Origin of the sequence: Mesorhizobium sp. B2-5-13, assembly GCF_006440535.1 — a bacterium.
Lineage (GTDB): Bacteria > Pseudomonadota > Alphaproteobacteria > Rhizobiales > Rhizobiaceae > Mesorhizobium > Mesorhizobium salmacidum.
In genome coordinates, this window is sequence record NZ_VFUI01000005.1 from 47,710 (window position 1) to 70,736 (window position 23,027).

The 23,027-nt window shown below is 62.1% G+C and carries 23 protein-coding genes, 1 tRNA gene and 1 pseudogene; 18 read left to right on the plus strand and 7 right to left on the minus strand.

What is annotated here, in order from left to right:
• The first annotated feature begins 73 nt into the window (after positions 1 to 73).
• Complete coding sequence (locus FJ434_RS10535) at positions 74 to 964, plus strand: alpha/beta hydrolase (protein WP_140746714.1); 891 nt, start codon at positions 74 to 76, stop codon at positions 962 to 964.
• Between the two features lie 267 nt (positions 965 to 1,231).
• Here the strand turns inward: FJ434_RS10535 and FJ434_RS10540 are convergent, their stop codons facing one another.
• Positions 1,232 to 1,537 (minus strand): phospholipid-binding protein, encoded by a 306-nt coding sequence (locus FJ434_RS10540; RefSeq protein ID WP_281406440.1) that lies wholly within the window; start codon positions 1,535 to 1,537, stop codon positions 1,232 to 1,234.
• A 327-nt stretch (positions 1,538 to 1,864) separates the two neighbouring features.
• On the opposite strand from FJ434_RS10540, the gene FJ434_RS10545 reads away from it, so the two are divergent.
• Both FJ434_RS10545 and FJ434_RS10550 read left to right on the plus strand, forming a co-directional pair.
• Positions 1,865 to 1,955: transfer RNA gene (locus tag FJ434_RS10545), tRNA-Ser, on the plus strand.
• A 136-nt stretch (positions 1,956 to 2,091) separates the two neighbouring features.
• A pseudogene (locus FJ434_RS10550) lies at positions 2,092 to 2,856 on the plus strand (porin); the annotation flags it as partial.
• A gap of 327 nt (positions 2,857 to 3,183) precedes the next feature.
• Here FJ434_RS10550 and FJ434_RS10555 read toward each other — a convergent pair.
• Positions 3,184 to 3,579, minus strand: a complete 396-nt coding sequence (locus tag FJ434_RS10555) for a sulfotransferase (protein ID WP_348640961.1) — start codon at positions 3,577 to 3,579, stop codon at positions 3,184 to 3,186.
• Positions 3,580 to 3,839: 260 nt separating this feature from the next.
• Here FJ434_RS10555 and FJ434_RS10560 point away from each other — a divergent pair, with 260 nt between their 5' ends.
• Positions 3,840 to 4,952 (plus strand): pyridoxal phosphate-dependent aminotransferase, encoded by a 1,113-nt coding sequence (locus FJ434_RS10560; RefSeq protein ID WP_140746720.1) that lies wholly within the window; start codon positions 3,840 to 3,842, stop codon positions 4,950 to 4,952.
• Here FJ434_RS10560 and FJ434_RS10565 read toward each other — a convergent pair.
• Positions 4,949 to 5,464: a MarR family winged helix-turn-helix transcriptional regulator gene (locus FJ434_RS10565; protein WP_140746723.1), complete on the minus strand. Its 516-nt coding sequence runs from the start codon at positions 5,462 to 5,464 to the stop codon at positions 4,949 to 4,951. The two genes, FJ434_RS10560 and FJ434_RS10565, sit on opposite strands and share 4 nt — an antisense overlap.
• A gap of 195 nt (positions 5,465 to 5,659) precedes the next feature.
• On the opposite strand from FJ434_RS10565, the gene FJ434_RS10570 reads away from it, so the two are divergent.
• The 7 genes from FJ434_RS10570 to FJ434_RS10600 all read left to right on the plus strand — a co-directional run bounded on the left by FJ434_RS10570 (position 5,660) and on the right by FJ434_RS10600 (position 12,565).
• Complete coding sequence (locus FJ434_RS10570) at positions 5,660 to 5,944, plus strand: acylphosphatase (RefSeq protein WP_140746726.1); 285 nt, start codon at positions 5,660 to 5,662, stop codon at positions 5,942 to 5,944.
• A gap of 65 nt (positions 5,945 to 6,009) precedes the next feature.
• On the plus strand, positions 6,010 to 6,657 hold the full coding sequence (locus FJ434_RS10575; protein WP_140746729.1) for a TetR/AcrR family transcriptional regulator: 648 nt from the start codon (positions 6,010 to 6,012) through the stop codon (positions 6,655 to 6,657).
• A 75-nt stretch (positions 6,658 to 6,732) separates the two neighbouring features.
• The gene (locus tag FJ434_RS10580; protein WP_140746732.1) at positions 6,733 to 7,896 is read left to right on the plus strand and encodes an isovaleryl-CoA dehydrogenase; all 1,164 of its coding nucleotides are present in this window, start codon (positions 6,733 to 6,735) and stop codon (positions 7,894 to 7,896) included.
• Between the two features lies 1 nt (position 7,897).
• Positions 7,898 to 9,505 carry a carboxyl transferase domain-containing protein gene (locus FJ434_RS10585; RefSeq protein ID WP_140717112.1) on the plus strand — a complete coding sequence of 536 codons (1,608 nt, stop codon included), beginning with the start codon at positions 7,898 to 7,900 and terminating at the stop codon, positions 9,503 to 9,505.
• 2 nt (positions 9,506 to 9,507) lie between these two features.
• The gene (locus tag FJ434_RS10590) at positions 9,508 to 10,038 is read left to right on the plus strand and encodes an O-acetyl-ADP-ribose deacetylase (protein WP_140506029.1); all 531 of its coding nucleotides are present in this window, start codon (positions 9,508 to 9,510) and stop codon (positions 10,036 to 10,038) included.
• Between the two features lie 120 nt (positions 10,039 to 10,158).
• Positions 10,159 to 10,533: a hypothetical protein gene (locus FJ434_RS10595; protein ID WP_181165875.1), complete on the plus strand. Its 375-nt coding sequence runs from the start codon at positions 10,159 to 10,161 to the stop codon at positions 10,531 to 10,533.
• Positions 10,534 to 10,582: 49 nt separating this feature from the next.
• Positions 10,583 to 12,565, plus strand: coding sequence for an acetyl/propionyl/methylcrotonyl-CoA carboxylase subunit alpha (locus FJ434_RS10600; protein WP_140746735.1), 1,983 nt, complete (start codon positions 10,583 to 10,585; stop codon positions 12,563 to 12,565).
• 75 nt (positions 12,566 to 12,640) lie between these two features.
• Here FJ434_RS10600 and FJ434_RS10605 read toward each other — a convergent pair whose 3' ends face one another.
• Complete coding sequence (locus FJ434_RS10605) at positions 12,641 to 13,762, minus strand: branched-chain amino acid ABC transporter substrate-binding protein (RefSeq protein WP_027143910.1); 1,122 nt, start codon at positions 13,760 to 13,762, stop codon at positions 12,641 to 12,643.
• Positions 13,763 to 14,195: 433 nt separating this feature from the next.
• Entirely contained in the window at positions 14,196 to 14,462 is a 267-nt protein-coding gene (locus FJ434_RS10610) for a sel1 repeat family protein (RefSeq protein ID WP_006199745.1), read from the minus strand.
• Between the two features lie 438 nt (positions 14,463 to 14,900).
• Between FJ434_RS10610 and FJ434_RS10615 the strand changes: the two genes are divergently transcribed.
• From FJ434_RS10615 to FJ434_RS10630, 5 genes are all read left to right on the plus strand, one after another.
• Positions 14,901 to 15,242, plus strand: a complete 342-nt coding sequence (locus FJ434_RS10615; protein ID WP_027143911.1) for a DUF2147 domain-containing protein — start codon at positions 14,901 to 14,903, stop codon at positions 15,240 to 15,242.
• A 213-nt stretch (positions 15,243 to 15,455) separates the two neighbouring features.
• On the plus strand, positions 15,456 to 15,611 hold the full coding sequence (locus FJ434_RS29720) for a hypothetical protein (RefSeq protein WP_181165876.1): 156 nt from the start codon (positions 15,456 to 15,458) through the stop codon (positions 15,609 to 15,611).
• Between the two features lie 41 nt (positions 15,612 to 15,652).
• Positions 15,653 to 15,847 carry a hypothetical protein gene (locus FJ434_RS10620; protein WP_140717102.1) on the plus strand — a complete coding sequence of 65 codons (195 nt, stop codon included), beginning with the start codon at positions 15,653 to 15,655 and terminating at the stop codon, positions 15,845 to 15,847.
• 118 nt (positions 15,848 to 15,965) lie between these two features.
• Complete coding sequence (locus tag FJ434_RS10625; protein WP_246672913.1) at positions 15,966 to 17,426, plus strand: AMP nucleosidase; 1,461 nt, start codon at positions 15,966 to 15,968, stop codon at positions 17,424 to 17,426.
• Positions 17,427 to 17,573: 147 nt separating this feature from the next.
• Entirely contained in the window at positions 17,574 to 18,584 is a 1,011-nt protein-coding gene (locus tag FJ434_RS10630; protein WP_181165904.1) for an endonuclease/exonuclease/phosphatase family protein, read from the plus strand.
• Positions 18,585 to 18,766: 182 nt separating this feature from the next.
• Here FJ434_RS10630 and FJ434_RS10635 read toward each other — a convergent pair whose 3' ends face one another.
• Both FJ434_RS10635 and FJ434_RS10640 read right to left on the minus strand, forming a co-directional pair.
• Complete coding sequence (locus FJ434_RS10635; RefSeq protein ID WP_140717098.1) at positions 18,767 to 19,363, minus strand: DUF922 domain-containing protein; 597 nt, start codon at positions 19,361 to 19,363, stop codon at positions 18,767 to 18,769.
• A gap of 104 nt (positions 19,364 to 19,467) precedes the next feature.
• Positions 19,468 to 21,147, minus strand: a complete 1,680-nt coding sequence (locus FJ434_RS10640) for an electron transfer flavoprotein-ubiquinone oxidoreductase (protein WP_140506041.1) — start codon at positions 21,145 to 21,147, stop codon at positions 19,468 to 19,470.
• Positions 21,148 to 21,367: 220 nt separating this feature from the next.
• Between FJ434_RS10640 and FJ434_RS10645 the strand changes: the two genes are divergently transcribed.
• The gene (locus tag FJ434_RS10645; protein ID WP_140506043.1) at positions 21,368 to 22,012 is read left to right on the plus strand and encodes a hypothetical protein; all 645 of its coding nucleotides are present in this window, start codon (positions 21,368 to 21,370) and stop codon (positions 22,010 to 22,012) included.
• 88 nt (positions 22,013 to 22,100) lie between these two features.
• The gene (locus FJ434_RS10650) at positions 22,101 to 22,973 is read left to right on the plus strand and encodes a uracil-DNA glycosylase (protein ID WP_140746739.1); all 873 of its coding nucleotides are present in this window, start codon (positions 22,101 to 22,103) and stop codon (positions 22,971 to 22,973) included.
• Positions 22,974 to 23,027 lie beyond the last annotated feature (54 nt).

Consider the following 23,027-nt stretch of genomic DNA (forward strand, 5'->3'; position numbering starts at 1 on the left):
CCTTTCCCGTTTGACCCTCCGGCGCTCCGTCTGTAGCAGTCGTGGACGATCCTTCGGCTAAAGAGCCCGTCCCATGTCGAGCAATCCAGATTTCTCCGACTTCTTCTATGCGGCGCCAGATGGGCTGAGACTTCACGCGCGCGTCTATGGCGAAGCGAATTCCGCACATTGGCCGGTCGTCTGTCTGCCTGGCTTGACACGTAACGCGCGGGATTTTCACGAGCTTGCGCTCCATCTCTCGACGCGATCCGCCCTTGCGCGTAAGGTCGTCGCTTTCGACTACCGCGGACGCGGGCAGTCGGCCTACGATCCCGATGTCAGCCACTATAATGTCGGCATCGAAGCCGGCGACGTCCTTGCCGGGCTGGCGGCGCTCGGCATCGAACAGGCGGCCTTCATCGGCACCTCGCGCGGCGGGCTGATCATCCATGTGCTTGGCGCGATGCAGCCGGCGGCGCTGAAAGCCATCGTGCTCAACGACATCGGGCCAGTGATCGAACCCGCGGGTCTCGCTCACATCCAGTCCTATCTCGAACGCGCACCGAAGCCGAAAACCCTCGCCGAGGCGATGGCTGCCCAGCGCAGCGTTCACGGCCAGGATTTTCCAGCGCTAACCGAGGGCGACTGGACGCGGATGGTTGGGGCGCTCTACCGTGAGACGGATCAGGGGCTGTTGCCGGATTTCGACCCGGCCCTGATCGACACGCTGGCCGACGTCGACGTCACCAAGCCGCTGCCGGATCTGTGGCCTCGGTTCGACGCGCTGGTCACCGTGCCGTTGCTTGCCATACGAGGCGGCAATTCAAAGCTTCTCTCCGACACCACGCTTGAAGAGATGAAAAAGCGCCGTCCCGGCATGGAGGCGATCACGGCCGACGGCCAGGGACACGCGCCCTTCCTGGAAACCGGCATTTTGCCGGAAGAGATTGCTTCCTTCCTCGATCGGGCTGAGAACGGCCATTGATCAGCTAATCAAGGCTAAGCAGGTTCTGCAAAAGTGTCCCACGGTTTTGCGATCACAACCTGCGAATAACAAGAGAATCTAAGCAGACTTTCGTGGGGCACCCCACGAAAGTCTGCTTAGCGTTTCGATAAGACCAGCGCTCCGTTAGAGCCTCCAGATTTCAGGTCAACTCGACCTGAAATCCAATTCCTCCTCTAATCAAAGAGATAGAGCATGATGTCGGCCGAAACCGCCTCACTTTTCGGCATCATGCTCTGATACTGTGCCCTACGGAAAGCGCTTTCTTGCCTTCGCCGTCCCGACAGTTTTACCGTTGGCGTCTAGTGCCTTGACGGTGAATTGGTAGGTATGCGGCGACGGGGGACAGGGTCCTCGGTATGAAAACGCGCCGTAAGGCAGGGCCTCTCCGGAATACGCCACCTTACCGCCGCCGTGCGCAAAATCCGGCGCGTCCAGGTCAGACATGCGAATGTCAAGTTTTACCGTCCCGGCTGGGACACCGGCAACTTTCATGGGCGGTGACTTACTGTCGAAGCACTTCTTGGTTGGGCCCCACTCCACCGAAACCGACATTTCAGCGTGGGCCGGCGGCGTTCAACAACGATCGCACCGGCGAAATGGCCGTTCGGCTGCTATCCACCAGCGTTGTTGAACAAATGACACGATTTGGCCTCACTCAGAAAGCTCTCGTTAACCATCGGCGCCGCCGCAACCGCTTGTTTCCGGCCGAATCCGGCGATCGGAGGACGGAATCATGGCGAGGTCGCGAGTCGCCAGCCAGGGAATTGCCGCAGATCCGCCGCATCGAGCAAAGCCGCGATCCGCTACGCTCTTATTTTTCCATATAATGACGCGGGCTTGTTGATTGTGCCGCCGCTTTTCTTTATCCAGCGGCTCAACGGAGAGGTGGCCGAGTGGTCGAAGGCGCTCCCCTGCTAAGGGAGTAGAGGTCAAAAGCTTCTCGTGGGTTCGAATCCCATCCTCTCCGCCATCCTGCTTCGCACAGCTCTGTCGATGCCAAGATTTCCAGCAATAACAATTAGATAATTTGACGCTGCTGGTCCTGGCGATTCCGGCTATCGCTCTGCCAGCCGCCAATTCGTTCGGTTCTGACTGGAGGTCAGAAAATGAACATCACGAGCCTTCTTCTCGGCTCCGCTGCGGCCCTGATCGCAGTTTCCGGTGCGCGCGCCGCCGACGCCGTTGTCGTCGCCGAGCCGGAACCCGCTGAATACGTCAAGATTTGCGACGTCTATGGCGCTGGCTACTTCTACATCCCCGGCACCGAAACCTGCCTGCGCATCGGCGGCTACGTCCGCTATGACATCGGCGTGGGCGACCATGGCACCAACGACGGCGTCAACAACGTTCCGGACCACATGGGTGACGGCAATCACGACACCTACTACAAGCAGGCTCGCTTCACGCTGAAGACCTGGACCGGCCAGGAAACCGAACTCGGCACCTTGAAGACCTACACCGAGACCCGCTTTAATTTCGGCAACAACGTCGGTGATTACACGTTCGGCGGCAATAGCTGGCAGGGTCACAACAAGGGCACCAGCCTCAATTTCGCCTGGATCCAGCTTGGTGGTCTCCGCGTCGGTAAAGACGAATCGGCCTTCGATACGTTCATCGGCTATGCCGGCAACGTCATCCAGGATACGATTGTCCCTTACGGCGGCTTCGACACTAACGTCGTGCAGTACTACTTCGACGCCGGCAACGGCTTCTCGGCCGTGGTCTCGCTCGAAGAAGGTTACGGCGCCTACTCGATCGACAGCTATGTCCCGCACGTCGTCGGTGGCGTGAAGTGGACGCAGGGCTGGGGCGCGATCACCGGCGTCATCGCCTATGACAGCAACTACGAAGAAGTCTCCGGCAAGGTTCGTGGGTTGTCGAACCTGCCAACCGCTGAACCTGTTCACCGAACCGCCCTTGTCAAAGAATCGCAAACAGGGCGTCGCCCTATGGCACTCAGATGCTCGATCTTCTGATTTTATGCATGTCGTGTCCCGGAACCGGGGACACTTCCGGGCGACATGCATTAAGAGCGGTTCAGCGTTTGATAGAATTGCCGACCCGCTCCAACTCTTTGTTTCTAGGCGATTCCGGACGGAAAACCGCTCAGCAATTTTCCTGGGATTGCCAAAAATAAAGCCAGTCGAACCACAAAATCCGACCTTGTCGGCAGCTATCCGGCGCTGTGCTCCTGACTTTCAAATGTCCGCCAGATCGCCCAACCCCTCAATCAGGGGCTGGATCTCCGTCTCATAATTCTTCCAGCGCTTGACCGACGATTTGTAGATCGGTTGACGCACCTGCCAGCGGCTGGGCGTGTTAACCGAACCATCCCTGTCGAAAAAGCGCAGGCACGCGTCGTCCCAAGGCAGCCCAAGATAGTCTATGAGCCGGCGCGACTGCGCTTCCTGATCCTCGACGAGCGTTTCGTATCGATTTTCAAAGATCAAGCCTGGAAAGATCTTGTTCCAATGCTGCATCAGCCGGTCATATTCTCGGTAGTACAGGAGCGAGGGGGTGGTTTGGCGTGCGCGACAGAACTTGAAGGCACAGGTCCTGAGCCTCGTTGAGGCGTTTGGCTTGCTGGAGGGCATATGCCTGTTTCAGCAGCGCCTCGTCGGCCTGTGTACGTGAGAGCGAATTTGCCGTCTGCGGATTGGCTTGCGGCGATCTTGGCTTCGGCGTGGGGCCAGGCTTGACGTCCTTGGACCAGGCGGGCGGGAGACGATTGTTCATAGAGTCTCGCTATCAAAAAGAGGCGAAGGAATCCAGTGTCGCGGGTGCGGACGTGGCGACCTTGCGCCAACCATCCGGTCACGCTAGCAAGAAGGCTCCTTCCAAGCGAGCTTTCGACATGCCAACGCGCCCTGCCCTCTCGCCGCTCATCGCCGCACTCCCGTCGACGGTGCCGTTTGTCGGCCCCGAAGCGCAGGAACGAGAGCGCGGGCGCGCTTTCCGTGCCCGCATCGGTGCCAATGAAAGCAGCTTTGGCCCCTCGCCGCGCGTCATCGCCCGCATGGAGAGTGTCGCGCGCGACCAGTGGATGTATTGTGACCCGGACAATTACGACCTGAAAGTCGCGGCGGCCGCTCATCACAATGTGGCGGTCGAGAACGTCGTTGTCGGCGAAGGCATCGACGGCCTGCTCAGCCTGGTGGCGCGCATGTATGTGGCGCCTGGCGATGCGGTGGTCACCTCGCTCGGCGCCTATCCGACCTTCAACTTCCACATTGCCGGTGTCGGCGGCCGGCTGGTGACCGTCCGTTACGAGAACGATCGCGAAAACCTGGACGGTCTGCTCGCGGCGGTCGTCAGGGAGAAGGCGCCACTGGTCTATCTGTCCAACCCGGACAATCCGATGGGCAGCTGGTGGGAAGCCGACGAGGTCATCGGCTTCATACAAGCCTTGCCGGAAAGCACCATGCTGGTGCTCGACGAGGCCTATGGCGAACTGGGGCCGGCCTCGGCCCTGCCGCCGATCAACATCTCGCGGCCAAACGTCATCCGCATGCGAACCTTTTCGAAGGCCTACGGACTTGCCGGCATACGATGCGGCTATGCGTTGGCCGAGACGCAAGTGATCAGCGACTTCGAGAAGATCCGCAACCACTACGGCGTCAGCCGCATGGCGCAGATCGCCGGCGTCGAGGCGCTCGCCGATCAGGTCTATCTCGAGACGGTGGTGGCCCGGGTGGCCGCCGGACGGCGGCGCATCGCTGATATTGCCGAACAGAATGGGTTGAAGCCGCTCGCCTCGGCGACCAATTTCGTCACCATCGACTGCGGCCATGACGGTGCTTTCGCTCTGAAAGTGTTGCAGGGATTGTTGTCGCGCGACGTCTTCATCCGCAAGCCGATGGCGCCAGGGCTCGACCGCTGCATCCGCGTCAGTGTCGGTCTCGACCACGAACTGGATATCTTCGCCGAGGAATTGCCCGGCGCATTGGCAGCGGCGCGCGGAAACTAGGGCGCTTCGCGGTGCTCGGGAGGCATCGCTGCGCCGAGCAGATGCCTGACACGCGTCAGCACATCAGACAACTCCGCGGCTTCCCTGTCATTCAGCCCCGCGGTCAGGCGGGCAAGATCACAATCCGTGGCCGCATGAAGTGCGGCAAGCGCGGCCTGGCCGCGCGCAGTGAGCGATAGGACGCGCGGCCGCAAAGGTGCGGGACCGGTGCACATTTCAGTCAGGCCGGCGGCAGAGAATTTGCGAAGAATTCTCGCGACATAGGCAGGATTCACCTGGAGGTCCCGGGCGACCGCGGAGGCCACCGGTTCGACATCGAGCCGAAACGCTCGCGCCAGAAAACCTGTCTTGCCGCCGGGATTGGTGGCGCTATGGCGAGGGCGGTGGCCGATCTCGAACAGCACCCGCGCCTCGGTCAGGGTATAGGCGCTGTGCATCAACGTCTCGTCGAGCAACCCGATCAGGCCGGTGTAGAACCGGTTGAAGTGGCGGATATCGCGGACCAAAGCCATTCCGATCGCGCATGCCAGGTGCCTCCCGTGAAATTACCAGGCCATAGAGATGGTCGCTATCAAATTGACCTAGTCACTCATTTACTAGATCGAGTCATCCATTTTCTGCAAAGAATCCAGGTTCTCGATTGGATAGACCTCAAGCCAGTTGCCTTCGTTCGGCGCTGCGCCACACTCTATGCAAGGGAGCGAGCCATGAAAGACCGGAAAAGGGCAGTGCAGGCGCGCATATATGGCAAGGTCCAAGGCGTCGGCTACAGGATCTGGGCGCGAGGCGAAGCGACAAGGCTCGAGCTGCTGGGCTGGGTGCGCAACGAAAGAGACGGCTCGGTTACGGCACGGCTTACCGGCGCCGACGCGGCTGTCGCGGCTATGATCGAACGGCTTCGGCAAGGCCCGCCCGGCGCTGCTGTCTCGCGGATCGAGCTGGACGAGCTGGAGACCTGGACCACGCCTGGAGATTTCAGGATCATGACGTAGACGGATTTCTCCTCCCTTGAATTAATTGAACGTTCGTTTTATTATCTGCCGCCAACGAGGCGATGATGGCACGCACCACAGGATCAGACGGCGAGCGAACCGAAGCGGCAGTCCGCGAGGCGGCGGTCAACCTGATTGCGCGCTATGGCTATGAAGCGATGTCGATGCGCCAATTGGCCGCCGAGGTCGGCGTGCAGGCAGCCGCGCTCTACCGCTATTTCCCGACCAAGGAAGACCTGCTGTTCACGCTGATGCGCGACCATATGCAAGGGCTTCGCGAAGCGTGGGAGCACTCCAGGCCGGCCGGCGCGGATCCGGCTCGGCAGCTTGCCGCCTATGTGCGCAACCACATCGCCTTTCATATCGGGCGCCGCCACGCCACGCATGTATCGAACATGGAATTGCGCAGCCTGTCGCCCGACAGGCTGACACAGATCCTGCGCATGCGCACGGCCTACGAAAAGGAACTGCGTTCGATCCTGCGCGATGGCGCCGAGGCTGGTATTTTCAGCATCGAGGACACCGGCCTGACGGCCATGGCGCTGATCCAGATGATGACCGGCGTCATCGTTTGGTTCCGGCCGGGCGAGCGATTGTCCATCGCCGAGGTCACGGAGACATACCTTTCGATGACAATGCGCCTAGTCGGCGCGAGGATGGCTACCGATACTACAGCGCCGCGCGTCCCTTCGGATGCGCAAAGTATGCTGTAGCACTTTAATTTCGCGCATGATGCTTGCCGAAAGACGAAGTCGATTTTCGGGGGGTCATGCTGCAGGAGGAACGGCATGTACACGAACACGCTCAGCTTCGGGCACGACGAGGACGTCGAGGCCCTGCGCGACCTGGTCCGGCGTTTCGCGCAGGACAGGATCGCGCCGATCGCCGCCGACATCGACCGGGAGAACGAATTCCCGGCGCATCTGTGGCGAGAACTCGGTACGCTCGGCCTGCTCGGCATAACCGCCGATCCCGATTTCGGCGGCAGCGGCATGGGCTATCTAGCCCATGTGATCGCGGTCGAGGAAATCTCGCGGGCCTCGGCATCGGTCGGCCTCTCCTATGGCGCCCACTCCAATCTCTGCGTCAACCAGATCAACCGCTGGGCAACGCCGGCACAGAAGGAAAAATACCTGCCGCCGCTATGTTCGGGCGAGCACGTCGGCGCGCTCGCCATGTCGGAGCCCGGCGCCGGCTCCGACGTGGTGTCGCTCAAATTGCGCGCCGAAAAGCGCAATGACGGCTATGTGCTCAACGGCACCAAGATGTGGATCACCAACGGCCCGGACGCCGAAACGCTGGTTGTCTACGCCAAGACCGACCCGGAAAGGGAATCGCGTGGCATCACCGCCTTCATCGTCGAAAAGGCGATGCCGGGATTTTCGGTGGCGCAGAAACTCGACAAGCTCGGCATGCGGGGATCCAACACCGGCGAACTGGTTTTCTCGGATGTCGAGGTGCCGTTCGACAATGTGCTGCACGAGGAAGGACGCGGCGTCGAGGTGCTGATGTCTGGCCTCGACTATGAACGCACCGTGCTTGCCGGCGGCCCGATCGGCTTGATGGCGGCGTGCCTCGACGTGGCGATCCCCTATGTTCACGAGCGCAAGCAGTTCGGCCAGCCGATTGGGGAATTCCAACTGGTACAAGGCAAGCTTGCCGATATGTATACGGCGCTGAATGCCGCGCGCGCTTACGTCTACGCCGTCGCAGCCGCTTGCGACCGCGGCCAGACCACCCGCAAGGATGCCGCCGGCTGCGTGCTGTTTGCCGCCGAGAGAGCGACGCAGATGGCGCTCGACGCCATTCAACTGCTTGGTGGAAACGGCTATATCAACGACTATCCGACCGGCCGGCTTTTGCGCGACGCCAAGCTGTACGAGATCGGCGCCGGCACCAGCGAAATCCGCCGCTGGCTGATCGGCCGCGAGATCATGGCGGAGGGGGTGTAGCGTGGCTGTCCTCCAGACCCAGATTTCGCCCTCCTCCGAAACCTTCCGCGCCAATGCCGAGCGCATGCGGGCGCTGGTTGCCGACATCGCTGAAAAGGCCGCGGCCGTCGAGCGCGGCGGCTCGGACGAGGCGCGCGAACGCCACGTCGGCCGTGGCAAGCTGCTGCCGCGCGAACGCCTGGCGCAATTGCTGGACACCGGCTCGCCCTTCCTCGAGATCGGCCAGTTCGCGGCGTGGTCCATGTATGGCGAGGAGATCTCGTCGGCCGGCCTGATCGCCGGCATCGGCCGCGTCGAGGGTACCGAGGTGATGGTCGTCGTCAACGACGCCACAGTGAAGGGAGGCACCTATTATCCGCTGACGGTGAAAAAGCATCTGCGCGCGCAGGAGATCGCGCTTCAGAACAATCTGCCTTGCGTCTATCTGGTCGACAGCGGCGGCGCCAATCTGCCAAACCAGGACGAGGTCTTTCCCGACCGCGAGCATTTCGGCCGCATCTTCTACAACCAGGCCAACATGTCGGCTGCCGGCATCCCGCAGATCGCCTGCGTCATGGGTTCCTGCACGGCTGGCGGCGCCTATGTGCCGGCGATGTCGGACGAGACGATCATGGTGCGCAACCAGGCGACCATCTTCCTCGGCGGACCGCCGCTGGTAAAGGCGGCCACCGGCGAGGACGTCAGCGCCGAAGAATTGGGTGGCGCGGATGTTCACACCAAGCTGTCCGGTGTCGCCGATCACTATGCGCTGGACGACGAACACGCGCTTGCCATCTGCCGGCGCATCATCAAGAACCTGAATCGGAACAAGGCTGTAAGCCTGAGCTTACAGAAAGCTCATCCGCCGCTTCACCCGGCAGATGAACTCTACGGCATCGTCCCGACCGATCTGCGCCAGCCCTATGACGTGCGCGAAGTGATCGCGCGCGTTGTCGACGGCTCCGAATTCGATGAATTCAAGCAGAACTACGGCACGACGCTGATCACCGGCTTTGCCCATCTCCACGGCATGCCGGTCGGCATCATCGCCAACAATGGCGTGCTGTTTTCCGAGAGCGCGCTGAAGGGCGCGCACTTCATCGAATTGTGCTGCCAGCGCAAGATCCCGCTGGTTTTCCTGCAGAACATCACCGGCTTCATGGTCGGCAGGAAATACGAGGCGGGCGGCATCGCCAAGGACGGCGCCAAGCTGGTGATGGCGGTGGCGACCGCCAGGGTGCCCAAGGTGACTGTCATTATCGGCGGTTCGTTCGGGGCCGGCAATTACGGCATGTGCGGCCGCGCCTACTCACCTCGCTTCTTGTGGATGTGGCCCAACGCCCGCATCTCGGTGATGGGCGGCGAGCAGGCGGCAGCCGTACTCGCCATGGTCAAGCGCGAGGGCATCGAGCGCAAGGGCGGGGAATGGAGCGCCGAGGAGGAGGCGAAATTCAAGAAGCCGATCCTGATGAAATACGAGCATGAAGGCCATCCGCTCTATTCCTCGGCAAGGCTCTGGGATGACGGCATCATCGATCCGGCCAGGACACGCGAGGTGCTGGCGCTCAGCCTGTCGGCCGCGCTCAACGCCGAGATCGAGGAGACACGCTTCGGCGTGTTCAGGATGTGATGATGGGCGCTATGGGCGACCGGATCAGCGTTCACACCGGCGACATCACCAAGCTGGCGGTCGATGCCATCGTTAATGCTGCCAACTCCTCGCTGCTCGGTGGCGGTGGGGTCGATGGAGCCATTCACCGCGCCGCTGGGCCGGAGCTCGAATTCGAATGTCGCATGCTCAATGGCTGCAAGACCGGCGATGCCAAGATCACCAAGGGTTATAAACTGCCGGCTCGACACATCATCCATACTGTCGGGCCCGTCTGGCAGGGCGGCGGCAAGGGCGAAGCCGAATTGCTGGCCTCCTGTTACCGGCGTTCGCTTGAACTAGCAGTCGCCAATGACTGCCGCTCGGTGGCATTCCCGGCCATTTCGACCGGTGTGTACCACTATCCGAAAGATGAAGCGACCAATGTCGCCGCTACTGAGGTCAATGACTTCATCAAGCAGAACACACTTCCCGAAACCGTCATTTTCTGCTGCTTCGACGAAGCCATGGCGGAATTATACCGACGTATTCTTGCAACATTGGGTGAAGAATGAACTTTATAAGCCACGCCGTTCATGCGCTCACCAAACCAAGAGCCTCCCCTGCAGATCTGGCGGCGTTGTATAATATTCGTTATTCCTCATCCTGCACTTTTAAACAGGGATGGGGTACAAATGAAACCGAAATACTCACGGAATGTTTCTACTCTAATACTTTCAGTATTACTGCCAACCGCCGCACATGGCGCGAGCGTGGCCGGCTCGCTGGCGGGAAGCGGGGGGGACAAGCGTTTCCCGCCGACTTTGAATGGCGATCCGAAGTCACCATGCACCAGGGCCTACCAGGCCTATGTCGCGGCCACCGGCCATTCCGCCTATGCCACCACGCCGTACTCCAGGGTGGTTTCTCTCCACATTCTCTGCGGCGCGCGACTGAACGCGCCGTCGCAAGAGATGGCAGAGGAACTGGCCATGAAATCCTGCCTGGCCACGCGCAACCACTACAAGGTGACAAACGGCGGCGCCTGCGAGATCGCCGCGTCCAAATAAGCAGGCGCCTGCCGGAATGGCGCCGCCCGACCCTAATCCGGGAGGCTCCATGTTCACGAAAATCCTGATCGCCAATCGGGGCGAGATCGCTTGCCGTGTCATCCGCACAGCGCGCAAGCTCGGCGTGCACACCGTCGCAGTCTATTCGGATGCCGATGCGAGATCCCTGCATGTCGAGATGGCCGACGAGGCGGTCCATATCGGCCCCTCGCCCGTCGGCGAGAGTTATCTGCGCGGTGACAGGATCGTTGCGGCGGCTCTTGCAACGGGCGCGCAGGCCATCCATCCCGGTTACGGATTCCTGTCGGAAAACCCCGATTTCGTCGACCAGGTGGTGACTGCCGGTCTCATTTTCATCGGCCCGTCGGCGACCTCGATCCGCGCCATGGGGCTGAAGGACGCCGCCAAGCGGCTGATGGAGAAGGCCGGCGTTCCGGTCGTTCCGGGTTATCATGGCGAGGCGCAGGAAATCGTGCTGCTGGCCTCAAAGGCCCGCGAGATCGGCTATCCCGTGCTGATCAAGGCGCGTGCCGGCGGCGGCGGCAAGGGCATGCGGCGCGTCGAGCATCCCGATGACTTTTCCGAGGCGCTGTCCAGCGCCCGGCGCGAGGCCAAGGCCGCCTTCGGCGACGACCGTGTGCTGGTCGAAAAATATGTCGACAAGCCACGGCATATCGAAGTGCAGGTGTTCGGCGACAATTTCGGCGACGCGGTGCATTTCTACGAACGCGACTGCTCGGCGCAACGCCGCCACCAGAAGGTGATCGAGGAGGCCCCCGCCCCCGGCATGACACCGGCTTTGCGCAAGGCGATGACGGAAGCGGCGGTGAAGGCCGCCAAGGCAATCAACTATTCCGGCGCCGGCACCATCGAATTCATCGTCGACGCCTCGCAAGGCCTCAAGGCCGACCGCTTCTGGTTCATGGAAATGAACACCCGCCTGCAGGTCGAGCATCCAGTCACCGAGATGGTCACCGGCACCGATCTGGTCGAGTGGCAGTTGCGGGTCGCCAGCGGCGAAAAACTGCCGAAGACACAAAGCGAGATCGCGCTTTCTGGCCATGCTTTCGAGGCGCGCATCTATGCCGAGGACGCGGCCAAGGGCTTTCTGCCGGCGACGGGCACGCTGCACCACCTGAAATTCCCGGGCGTTGCCCCAGAAGGAGCCGCGATGCGCATTGAGACTGGCGTGCGGGCTGGCGATGCGATTTCGCCCTATTACGACCCCATGATCGCGAAGCTGGTCGTCCATGCCGGGGACAGACAGGCGGCGCTGGAAGCGCTCCGCACAGCGCTCGCGCAAACCGAGATTGCCGGCTCCACCGTCAACACCGCTTTTCTTGCCGCTCTTGCGGCCGATCCGGATTTTGCAGCAGGCGACGTCGATACCGGCCTGATCGGCCGACACCAGGAAGCGCTGACGGCGGTCGCGCCGCCGACCGGCGAAATCATCTCGGCTGCCGTCCTGGCGGCCTCGGGTGCCGGAGCATTGCCGTCGTCGGACGACCCGTGGTCGTCGCTTGCCGGCTATGCGCATTTCCACGGCGTGGTGCGGCGCATGCGGCTGAAGTTCGGCGACGAGCAAATTCAGGCAAAGGTTTCAATGCGGCCGGACGGACGCTTTCGGGTGGCGCTCGATGCGCCTTACGATAGCACCAATTCGCATGATCTTCGCGCCGTTCCCCGCCTCGCCCGCTGGCCCGCCCACATCACGGTGTTCGAAGGCGCTGCCGGATATGCTTTCACCGTGCCGGATCCCCTGGCCAGGAGCGATGAAGCAGCTGCCGCCTCCGGCAGCCTGCGCGCGCCGATGCCGGGTCTCGTCAAGCTTGTGCGCGTGGCGAAAGGCGACGCTGTGATCAAGGGGCAAATTCTGCTGATCCTCGAAGCGATGAAGATGGAGCACACCATCGCCGCCCCGCATGATGGCGTGATCGCCGAGATCGCCGGGGAAGGGGCGCAGGTCACTGACGGGACGGTGCTGGTGCGGTTCGTCGAGGAACAGAGCGCGTCGAACTCAGCCACCAGTTGATAGCAGGAGCGCATCGCGGGCCGCAAACAGAAATGGCCGGGACGAACCCGGCCATTTCCTGGGCTATCAGAGCGGTTACTGCGCGATCGGCGCGTACTTGCCGTCGTGCCACTGGTTGATGTCGTAGCTGGCATTCTTGAGGTCGCCCTTCTCGTCGAAGGTGACGTCGCCGACAACGGTGCTGATCGGCGTGCCGTTCTTCAACGCTTCGGCAACCTTGGCCGGATCGTCGCCGCCGGCACGCTTGATGCCTTCGGCGAAAGCCTGGACCACGGCGTAGGAGAACAGCGTGAAGCCTTCCGGCACGAAGCCGCCCGCCTTGATCTTCTCGACGGCCGCCTTGGCTTCCGGCTTTGCCTGCGGATCCGACGGGAACACGAACATGGTGCCCTCGCCGGCCGGGCCGGCAACCTGCCAGAACTCCGGCGAGGCGATCGAATCCGGCATGATCAGCTGGAACTTTAGGTTTTGCTCCGCCGACTGACGCAGGATCAGCCCGGCCTCAGGATGGTAGCCGCCGAAATAAACGACATCGGCCTTGAGATCCTTCAGCTTGGTGACAAGCGCCGAATAGTCCTTCTCGCCGGGGTTGATGGCGTCATAGTAGACTTCCTTGAGGCCACCAGTATTCATGGTTGCCCTGACAGCGTCAGCCACGCCCTGACCGTAGGCGCTCTTGTCGTGCAGGATGACGACTTTCTTTCCGGCATACTTCTTGGCGATCCAAGGGCCGATGAAGGCCCCCTGCGCGTCGTCACGCGTATAAAGACGCATGATCGTCGGCCAGCCGGCCTTTGCCGCAGCATCGGTCAGCACCGGGTTCGAGGACGCCGGGCTCATCATCAGCGCACCGGCTTCTGCGTAGACCGCCGAGGCCGGGATGCTCGAACCGGAGCAGGCATGACCGTCGATGAACTTGACGCCGTTGGCAACGATGCGGTTGGCGACCGACACGGCCTGCTTTGGATCGCACTGGTCGTCCTCGATGTCGAGCTTGATCATCGAGCCGTTGACGCCGCCCGCGGCGTTGATGGCATCGGCGGCGGCCTGTGCGCCCTGCTTGAACTGATCGCCGATGGTCGCGAGTTGTCCGGTCATCGGGCCGACCACCGAGACGGTGATGTCGTCGGCGAATGCGACCGGCGCACTCATCATCAGGCCGAAAATGGCCGCGCTCAAAATACTCATTTTTTTCATGACAATAGAACTCCTCCACTCACGCGCGGCCGCTCCGGCCGCGCTTCTTCCAGAGAGGCGGGACAATTTCATCCTTCATCGGACCTGTCTAGGCGCATTGGCGCCACTCGATTGGGCCTGCCAGGCCTCATTCAAGCAAAAAAGCCACGCCAGCCTTGTTCCGGCTGGTCGTGGCTTTTTTGCCTGTCAGGCCGTTTCCCCGGCGCCCCCGCGCTGTGAACCCAACCCACCTACCCTGTCTTCCTGTTGGCCATGATCTTGCCGAGGCCCCGATTCCACTTTCGGGATCATGGTTCGTCGGGCGGCTTGGACCTGTCGGCCTGCCGCATCCTTTTTGTTGTTGGCCTGTGGCCTGGCTGTCTGCGCAGCCTATCCCTGTTGGCCCGACCGTCTTTTCAGCGGTCTTGGCCGGAGCGTTCCCGTCTGGCGGAACTCAGTGCATGGTCATCCATTCGCGGGCTTCGCGCAGCGCCTTGGCGATCTCGACCTTCGACATGGCCGCCGAGAGTTCCGAGCGCAGCTCGGCGGCGCGGACCGAACCCTTGATGGCGGCGATGTTGAACCATTTGTGGGCGGCAACGACGTCGGTCTCGCAATCGCGGCCGGTCGCATACATCATGCCCAGTTCGAAAAGAATGTCGGCCTGGGCAGTTGCCCCCATGGCGCCGAAGCCTGCTTCAAGCATTTCAAAACGTGCCATTTTAGTCCCCTGTCTGGCTCCCGAGAGCTGCCTCCGTTTGTCTTGTCCGGGCCGCTCTTTCGATGCTTTCGAGAATGCCGCGCAGGCTTGAATCCGTCGTTAAATGGCGTGCTTAATTTGAGGAAAACAAAGCTAAAACAAGAGGTAAACACAGAAATTCGTTAACGATACGGGGCCAGCAATTCGGCTGGTTTTCGCCAAATTTGACGAAAATTTTCACGGCCGCAATCAACACTCCGCTAACCACGGGAAACAAACGCGACGAGCCGATCGTTTTCATTTCCGCGCCGACAGAGCGAATTTAGGCGCTTTCAAAATGCCAAAGTCTTCCGTAGCGGCACCGCTTTTGTTTTGACGGAAGCTGGATTAGCTTACGTTTGCGTAAGCGGCAGACCGGCGAGGCGGAGCATCCGGCCGGCTATCCAGAGGGAGGAAGACATGTTTCGAAAAGTGAGCCTGGCCCTGGCGGCCACTTTAATCCTGAGCGGCGCGGCGTGGGCCGATCCGATAGAGGGCAACTGGAAAACGCAGGCAGGCGACACGGCGGCCATTTCAGGCGGCGGTTCATTTTCCATCACGCTCAAGTCCGGCAAATATGCCGGCAAGACCATCGGCTCGCTCAAGGCGGCCGGCGACAACAAATATACCGGCAACATCACCGACCCGGCAAACGACAAGACCTATTCGGGCAAGGCGACATTATCGGGCGCCTCGCTCAAGATGAGCGGCTGCGTGCTCGGCGGACTGATCTGCAAGAGCCAGACTTGGCACAAGCTCTGATCGACCATTTCCCAGTGATCTCAAAACGGGGCCCGGCGGGCCCCGTTTTCGTTTTACTGATGCGCTGACTGTCGCACCCGATCGCCGTCCGGGGCCGGCGGCGACCCAGCCAACGTCGCGTCAATCAATTTGAACCGCAGATGAACGCCGGCATCAGAGCCGGTTCAGCGGCGTCAGGGCATTCTCATGCGTGTTGAAGGAGACACAGACCCAATGCTTGCTCGCCGCTTCACCATCGTCTGCCTGCTGATGAGCCTGTTTGGAATGTTCTTCGCCATTCTCGTCGCCGAAGCGGGCCGTTCCCCCCGCTCCTGGGACGAAGCCTCCAGGCTCTGCCATCTCGCCTGCCCGACCAACCTTCGCCACTGAAACCAAATAGCCCGGACCTCGAAAAGAAAAGCGCAGACATCATGAACCGCATCGCCGCCAACACTCTCAAGACACTCCGGCTCCTGCCGCGGGCGGCGCTTATCCTGATGGTTCTGGCCGCCCCGGTCCTGGCGGTACCGATGATGCGCGCCGATGCCGGCTCGACGATCGAGGCGCCGGCGCTCAGAAAGTCTGGCGTCGGGTTCGTTCTGCTGGTCAGCCTGCAGCGGGGTTGAAGAAAAAAGGGGCGCTTTGGGCGCCTTCGGCGGCGACACCCCTCCCAACCGGCCGCCCAAGTCTCTATATTGGGCCATGGAAAAGCGAATCTATCCCCAAGCCATCGAATCTGTCGTCATGCCCGAGCCTTTTGGCCGGCAGAGCTTCGACAACGCCGAAAAGGCCGTTGCCGCGCTGCAGGTGCTCTACGACCGCAACACCAAGTTCCTGCGCGATTCCTTCGCGGCCCTTGCCGCCGGCGGCGACAGCAGCAAGCGCTACCGGGCCTTCTACCCCGAGATTGGCGTCACCACGAGTTCGTTCACCCAGGTCGACTCTCGCCAGGCCTATGGCCACATGCCGACGCCCGGTCATTTCGCCACCACGGTTACCCAGCCGGACCTGTTCGAGACCTACCTCATCGAGCAGCTTCGGCTGATCATGCGCAATCACGGCGTGTCGGTGACCGTCTCGGAATCGACCACGCCGATCCCGCTGCATTTCGCTTTCCTGGAAGGCACCTATGTCGACGGCGCTGATGCCGAACGTATCAAGCGGCCGATCCGCGACCTGTTCGACGTGCCGGATCTCGACGGCACCGACGATCAGATCGCCAACGGTACGTTCGAGGTCGCCTTCGGCGAGCCCCGGCCACTGGCGCCGTTCACGGCGCAGCGCATCGACTATTCACTGCACCGCATGACGCACTACACTGCAACCAGCCCGCAGCATTTCCAGAATTTCGTGCTGTTCACCAACTATCAGTTCTATATCGACGAGTTCGTCGCCCGCGCCCGCGACCTGATGGAAAACGGTGGTGAAGGCTACACGGAATTTGTCGAACCTGGCAACGTTATCACCCGGTCCGGGCAGAGCGCTCCCAGTGAAGGCGTAGCGCCACAGCGCCTGCCGCAGATGCCGGCCTACCATCTGAAGAAGCCGAACCATGGTGGCATCACCATGGTCAATATCGGCGTGGGTCCTTCCAACGCCAAGACCATTACCGACCATATCGCCGTGCTTCGGCCACATGCCTGGGTGATGCTTGGTCACTGCGCCGGGCTGCGCAACACCCAGGCGCTGGGCGATTATGTGCTCGCGCATGCCTATGTGCGCGAAGACCACGTGCTGGACGACGATCTGCCGGTGTGGGTGCCGATCCCGCCGTTGGCCGAGATCCAGGTTGCGCTACAGGAAGCAGTAGCCGAGGTCACCGGCCTGTCGGGCTATGATCTGAAGCGCATCATGCGCACGGGCACCGTCGCCACCATCGACAACCGAAACTGGGAACTGCGCGACCAGCGCGGACCGGTGCAGCGCCTGTCGCAGTCGCGCGCTATCGCCCTCGATATGGAATCGGCGACGATCGCCGCCAATGGCTTCCGCTTCCGCGTCCCCTACGGCACGCTGCTGTGCGTTTCCGACAAGCCGCTGCATGGCGAGTTGAAATTGCCTGGCATGGCGACAGAGTTCTACAAACGCCAGGTGGCGCAACACCTGACCATCGGCATCAGGGCGATGGAAAAGCTGGCCGAGATGCCGATGGAGCGGCTGCATTCGCGCAAGCTCCGGAGCTTTTCAGAGACAGCATTCCAGTAGGCGGTCGCTTGAAGGCTCGGCGAGGCAATTCGTCGTCTTGCTCGGCCGCAATTTGGCCGATAAGCAAATCGAACTGATCGACAGGCGGCATTCAGCGGACACGACCTCGCAGACAAGACCTCAATGACAACAGGCGCGCGCTTGAACATGATGGCTGGGCTGGCATTCCTGGCGATGACGGCATTGTCGGCCGCTTTGTTGGCCGGGTTTTTCGGCGCGTTGCACCCCGCTTTCGATTCCTTCTCGCATTTTCGCATTCACCTCAGCGTGCTGATGGCGCTTTTGGCGCTGCCGCTGCTTGCAAGTTCCTACCGGCTGCAGGCGGCCGCGGCACTGCTCTTCGCGGTCGCCTGCCTGGTCACGACAGCAAGCGCATTGCCAAGGCTGTGGCCGCAGCCGGCGGTTGCCAAGCCCGCCGACCAGATCGTCTACAGCCTGCTGCAGATGAACCTTCGCTTCAACAATCCAACGCCGAAGAAAGTGCTCTCACTGATCGGCCGCACCAATCCGGACGTGATCACGCTCGACGAGGTGTCGGCGATGTGGACGACCGAGCTTGGCTACATCGCCAGCGCCTATCCCTACCGGATCCTCTGCCCTTACCCGAACCGCATGTTCGGCGTGGCGCTGCTGTCGCGCCGGCCGTTTGTCGCCGACACCGCGCCGCGTTGCGAGCCGCGCGGCGCGATGGCGACCGCCACCATCGACTTTGGCGGGAGCGATGTCGATGTCGCCGCGATCCATTTGACCTGGCCCTGGCCGAAGGAGCAATACTGGCAGATCGGCGAACTGGCGCAGCCACTGGCCGCGCTCGGCGAGACAGCGATCCTGGCCGGGGATTGCAACGCCGTGCCTTGGAGTGCCGCGGTGCGGCGGGTCGCGGCTCTCGGCGGGCTGACACTCATGCCTTCAGCCGGCCCGACCTGGATTCACCGGACACTGCCCGATTTCCTGCGCCGCTATGCAGGCCTGCCGATCGACCAGGTGTTCAGCAAGGGCGGGCTGACCATCCTGTCTTCGACGCGGCTGGAGGATACCGGCTCCGACCATCTGCCGGTGCTGGTCGAGTTCTCCGTCCGCACGGGCGACAAGCAACCGCATGACGAGCACGAGAGCGCGCTCGCGGCACACGATCTCCAAGGTAAGCCGCGCGGCTGATGCTTCGCCGTCCCAAGACGGGGCACCATCGCGAATGGGCAAGCGCGGTTCAGTGTCTGTTAGAATCACCGAACCGCTCTAACTCTTTATTTCGACATTTCGACGCACTTCCCAAGGGAAAGCGCTGCGCGCTTTGCCCGGGAAAACCGCCACGCACTTTGCTCTAGACGCCAACGCCGCCTTCAAGGTCTGGTCAGCGCGTCGACCAGGTGCTCGACATGGCCGCCATCACGATGCTCGCGCGCATCGAACGCATTCTGCCTGGCTTCGTATTCGGCATAGATGGCGTTGATCCGCCGCCTCGCTTCGACGTGCGTGCCCGCACAGAACCAGTTGTCGGGACGCTTCAGCCCGACAAGCGCGGTTTCGGTGGCCCGCATCATCCGCGCCGCAATGCGGCCGTGCGTATGCTCATGCTTGCGCACGCCGGCCATGAACCGGTCCCAGCGCTTGCGCAGGCCTGGATCTGTTGGCGAGAGCCGCCGTGGGAAAGTGTAGGTCACGTCGAGCGTCCCGTTGGCCTGGCGCAGGCGACAGGTCCCATCCTGACGGGCGACATCGAGATCCCAGTGCGTGGTGTAGCCGGTTTCGGCGATGGCGCGCGCCATATAGCCGTGCTTGGGCCCCAATCGGTCCATCGCCTCGACAAGGGCGGCGCCGGTCCTGCCGGCAACGTCATAGCTGCGGATATGCACGGTGAGCTTTGTGTCGGCCGAAGCAGCCGATGCGCAGACCAGCATGCCGGCTGCGGCGATCATAGTCAGATTCCTCGGGCGCATGTCCGCCTCCTCTCCGGAAGCCATGAGACCATACTCCGAGCGGCGCTTCAACGGGCTTGGTTGAAACGGCCGCCCCTGCGGCGACAGACGAGGTCCGCCGCCGCTCACATACCCTGGTAGACCGGTCCTTCACCGCCCTGCGGCGGCACCCAGTTGATGTTCTGGTTCGGGTCCTTGATGTCGCAGGTCTTGCAGTGGACGCAGTTCTGCGCATTGATGACGAAGCGCACGTCCTTGGCTTGCGGATCGGCGGCGGCGTTGCCATCCTTGTCCACCCACTCATAGACGCCCGCCGGACAATAGCGCGTGGAAGGTCCGGCAAAGACATCGTGCTCGGACCGTTGCTGCAGCGCCATATCGCCGACGATGAGGTGCACCGGTTCGTTTTCCTCGTGATTGGTATTGGACAGGAACACCGAGGAGAGACGGTCGAAGGTGAGCACGCCATCCGGCTTCGGATAAGCGATCTTCTTGTGCTGGGCGGCAGGCTCGAGCGTGGCATAATCGGCCTTGCCATGCTTCAGCGTGCCGAAGGGCGAGACGCCGAACAGCGTGTTCAGCCACATATCGAGGCCGCCGAGGCTGACGCCTATGACAGTGCCGAAGCGCGACCATAGCGGCTTGACGTTGCGCACCTTCTTCAGGTCCTTGCCGATGTCGGTCGCGCGCCAGGCTTCTTCGTAGGCGGAAAGCTCGTCATTGGCACGGCCGGCGCCGATCGCCTCGGCGACATGATCGGCCGCCAGCATGCCGGACAGCACGGCATTGTGCGAACCCTTGATGCGCGGCACATTGACGAAGCCCGCCGCGCATCCGATCAGCGCGCCGCCCGGGAACGACAATTTCGGCACCGACTGCCAACCACCTTCCGTTATGGCGCGCGCACCGTAGCCCAGGCGCTTGGCGCCCTCGAATGTGCCTGCGATCGCCGGATGGGTCTTGAAGCGCTGGAATTCCTCGAAGGGCGACAGATAAGGGTTCTTGTAGTTGAGGTGGAGGACGAAGCCGACAGCCACCTGGTTGTCCTCCAGATGATAGAGGAACGAACCGCCGCCGGTCTTCATGTCGAGCGGCCAGCCGAAGGAATGCTGCACCAGACCGGGCCGATGGTTCTCCGGCTTGACCTGCCAGAGTTCCTTGAGGCCGATGCCGTATTTGCCCGGCTCGCGGCCATCGGAGAGTTTGTATCTGGCGATCAACTGCTTGGCGAGCGAACCGCGCGCGCCCTCGCCGATCAGCACATACTTGCCCATCAGCGCCATGCCCGGCGCGAAGCCCGGACCGTGCGTGCCGTCCTTCTCGACGCCCATGTCTCCGGTAACGACGCCGGTGACGGCACCTTCTTCATTGTAGAGCAGGCCGGTCGCGGCAAAGCCTGGATAGATCTCGACGCCAAGCGCTTCGGCCTTGCCGGCCAGCCAACGGCAGACGTTCCCCAGCGAGACGATATAGTTGCCGTGATTGTTCATCAGCGGCGGCATGAGGATGTTGGGCAGGCGGAACGAGCCGGCGGGGCCGAGCACCAGGAAATGGTCCGCCGTGACCGGCGTCTTGAAGGGATGACCATCCTCCTCGCGCCAGCCGGGCAACAGCCGGTCGATGCCGATCGGATCGACGACGGCACCCGATAGGATATGGGCGCCGACCTCGCCGCCCTTTTCCAGCACGACGACCGAGAGTTCGGGATTGACCTGCTTGAGGCGGATGGCCGCGGCAAGGCCGGCCGGTCCGGCACCGACGATGACCACGTCGAATTCCATGCTTTCGCGTTCGATATCGCTCATCAACCCCTCCGCACTGGCTTGCCGCCGTTGGCGTATCTTGCTGGCTCTTGCGCTGCATAGCGCATCATTTGGCGACAGGAAACCGGCGCATACGTGACAATGCGGATTTGGCCAAAAAGTCGCGCATTCCGCGGCAGGCAAGCCGCTTCCGCGCTGCGCGACCCGCCAAACTTGCGTTTTTTATTGTTCGACGGCTTGCTTATCGGCCATACTTCCCGCCATGCGCATTCCCGGGCCAGGCGGCTTCTCTTCGACGCGCTTTCCATCAACGCCCGGCCGGGCCTGCCGGGCGATTACTTTGGCCCTTCTGGCTTTGGCGCCGGGTCATGCCGTCGCCGATGAAGTGAAGGTCTGGTCGACAGGCGCGTACTCATTCTCCGACGAGCTTGGCGGTTTCCGCATCACCGGGGCCTCCGGCATCGGAACCAAGGACGATCCGCTTGTTGTCACCGAAGAGCTGAATTCGGCGACACCTGTGACGCTGACCATCCGCACCACAAAGCCGATCCAGACATTCGGCAAGGCGGGGGAGTTCGCCAACGGCATCATGTATATGCGCATAGACGTGCTCAACAACAGCGGCCAGGGCTGGATTGAATTCCAGTTCGAGCTGCAGGAAATACTGGACCAGCCAAGCGTATTCGGAGACGGGCTTTCGTTCGACCAGCGCAACAAGACACCTGACAATATCTGGTCGAGCAATTTCGCCGATTTCGATCGCGAGTTCGAACCCTATGATCGGCTGCTGTTCAAGAACGGCAAGGTCGATCCGCTGAAGATCGCCCGCTTCGAATTCCTGATGACCGACTACACGCCGCGATGGACCTTCTATCTGGTGCAGGATCCACGCATACCCACTGGCTAGACCGCGACGTCTCCTTGGCAGCGGGATTGGCTGCCGCCACGGCCTTCCCGAGGTTGCAAATTGGCGCCGCCCGGACGATGGTGCGGCCATGACTGCCGCCTCTCCCAACCATCCGGTCGATTTCGCCGATCTGCTCGCCTTCTATGCCAGCGCGGGTGTTGACGAGGCTTTGGAGGATGCGCCGGTAAACCGGTTCGCGGAGGCCGCGCCGAAGCCGGCGCAGCGCATGCCGACGGCGACGCCACGCGAAAGCAGCGCACCAGAGCAGCCGCCCGCGGCTCCGCCGCGGCTCGATGGGCGCGCCGTGCCGGATGCTCCGGCCCCGCGCCCGTCGACCTCGGCCGTGCCCGACGAGGCGCAGGCGGCGCTGGCGCGCCAACTGGCGAACGCGGCGGCATCCCTGGACGAGCTGCGCCAGCACATGGCCGCTTTCGAGGGCTGCAATCTCAAGGCCACCGCCAAGAACCTGGTATTCGCCGACGGCAACCCGCAAGCCGCTGTCATGCTGGTCGGTGAAGCCCCCGGCCGCGACGAGGACATTGAAGGATTGCCCTTCGTCGGCCGCTCGGGCCGCCTGCTCGACCGCATGCTGGCCGCGATCGGGCTCGACCGAGGCTCGGTCTACATCGCCAATGTCATTCCCTGGCGGCCGCCTGGCAACCGCACGCCGACGCCGCACGAGACCGAGATCTGCCAACCATTCATCGAGCGTCAGATCGAGCTGGTCAATCCCAAGGTGCTGATCAATCTCGGCGGTCCGTCGGCCAAGACCTTGCTCAACACCTCGGAAGGAATCCTGCGGCTGCGCGGCAACTGGCGCGTCCACACCACGGCGTCCGGCATTGCCATTCCGGCCATGCCGACGCTGCACCCGGCCTATCTCTTGCGGACGCCCGCACACAAGAAGCTCGCGTGGCGGGATTTTCTCGAGGTGAAGGCGAAGCTGCGGGCGCTCTCCTAGCGATGACCTCGCAGGTAATTGAAATGCTTTGGCCCGAGGCTTAACCATCCTCCC

Bases quoted from the DNA above. Each gene is read 5' to 3' on its own strand.
- FJ434_RS10535 (WP_140746714.1), top strand. From the start codon at position 74: ATGTCGAGCAATCCAGATTTCTCCGACTTCTTCTATGCGGCGCCAGAT.
- FJ434_RS10565 (WP_140746723.1), bottom strand. From the start codon at position 5,464: ATGGCTTTGGTCCGCGATATCCGCCACTTCAACCGGTTCTACACCGGC.
- FJ434_RS10580 (WP_140746732.1), top strand. From the start codon at position 6,733: ATGTACACGAACACGCTCAGCTTCGGGCACGACGAGGACGTCGAGGCC.
- FJ434_RS10620 (WP_140717102.1), top strand. From the start codon at position 15,653: ATGAACCGCATCGCCGCCAACACTCTCAAGACACTCCGGCTCCTGCCG.
- FJ434_RS29720 (WP_181165876.1), top strand. From the start codon at position 15,456: ATGCTTGCTCGCCGCTTCACCATCGTCTGCCTGCTGATGAGCCTGTTT.
- FJ434_RS10640 (WP_140506041.1), bottom strand. From the start codon at position 21,147: ATGAGCGATATCGAACGCGAAAGCATGGAATTCGACGTGGTCATCGTC.
- FJ434_RS10615 (WP_027143911.1), top strand. From the start codon at position 14,901: ATGTTTCGAAAAGTGAGCCTGGCCCTGGCGGCCACTTTAATCCTGAGC.
- FJ434_RS10600 (WP_140746735.1), top strand. From the start codon at position 10,583: ATGTTCACGAAAATCCTGATCGCCAATCGGGGCGAGATCGCTTGCCGT.
- FJ434_RS10635 (WP_140717098.1), bottom strand. From the start codon at position 19,363: ATGCGCCCGAGGAATCTGACTATGATCGCCGCAGCCGGCATGCTGGTC.
- FJ434_RS10575 (WP_140746729.1), top strand. From the start codon at position 6,010: ATGGCACGCACCACAGGATCAGACGGCGAGCGAACCGAAGCGGCAGTC.
- FJ434_RS10625 (WP_246672913.1), top strand. From the start codon at position 15,966: ATGCCCGAGCCTTTTGGCCGGCAGAGCTTCGACAACGCCGAAAAGGCC.
- FJ434_RS10605 (WP_027143910.1), bottom strand. From the start codon at position 13,762: ATGAAAAAAATGAGTATTTTGAGCGCGGCCATTTTCGGCCTGATGATG.
- FJ434_RS10595 (WP_181165875.1), top strand. From the start codon at position 10,159: ATGAAACCGAAATACTCACGGAATGTTTCTACTCTAATACTTTCAGTA.
- FJ434_RS10540 (WP_281406440.1), bottom strand. From the start codon at position 1,537: ATGTCGGTTTCGGTGGAGTGGGGCCCAACCAAGAAGTGCTTCGACAGT.
- FJ434_RS10555 (WP_348640961.1), bottom strand. From the start codon at position 3,579: ATGCCCTCCAGCAAGCCAAACGCCTCAACGAGGCTCAGGACCTGTGCC.
- FJ434_RS10570 (WP_140746726.1), top strand. From the start codon at position 5,660: ATGAAAGACCGGAAAAGGGCAGTGCAGGCGCGCATATATGGCAAGGTC.
- FJ434_RS10590 (WP_140506029.1), top strand. From the start codon at position 9,508: ATGGGCGCTATGGGCGACCGGATCAGCGTTCACACCGGCGACATCACC.
- FJ434_RS10645 (WP_140506043.1), top strand. From the start codon at position 21,368: ATGCGCATTCCCGGGCCAGGCGGCTTCTCTTCGACGCGCTTTCCATCA.
- FJ434_RS10610 (WP_006199745.1), bottom strand. From the start codon at position 14,462: ATGGCACGTTTTGAAATGCTTGAAGCAGGCTTCGGCGCCATGGGGGCA.
- FJ434_RS10630 (WP_181165904.1), top strand. From the start codon at position 17,574: ATGATGGCTGGGCTGGCATTCCTGGCGATGACGGCATTGTCGGCCGCT.
- FJ434_RS10650 (WP_140746739.1), top strand. From the start codon at position 22,101: ATGACTGCCGCCTCTCCCAACCATCCGGTCGATTTCGCCGATCTGCTC.
- FJ434_RS10560 (WP_140746720.1), top strand. From the start codon at position 3,840: ATGCCAACGCGCCCTGCCCTCTCGCCGCTCATCGCCGCACTCCCGTCG.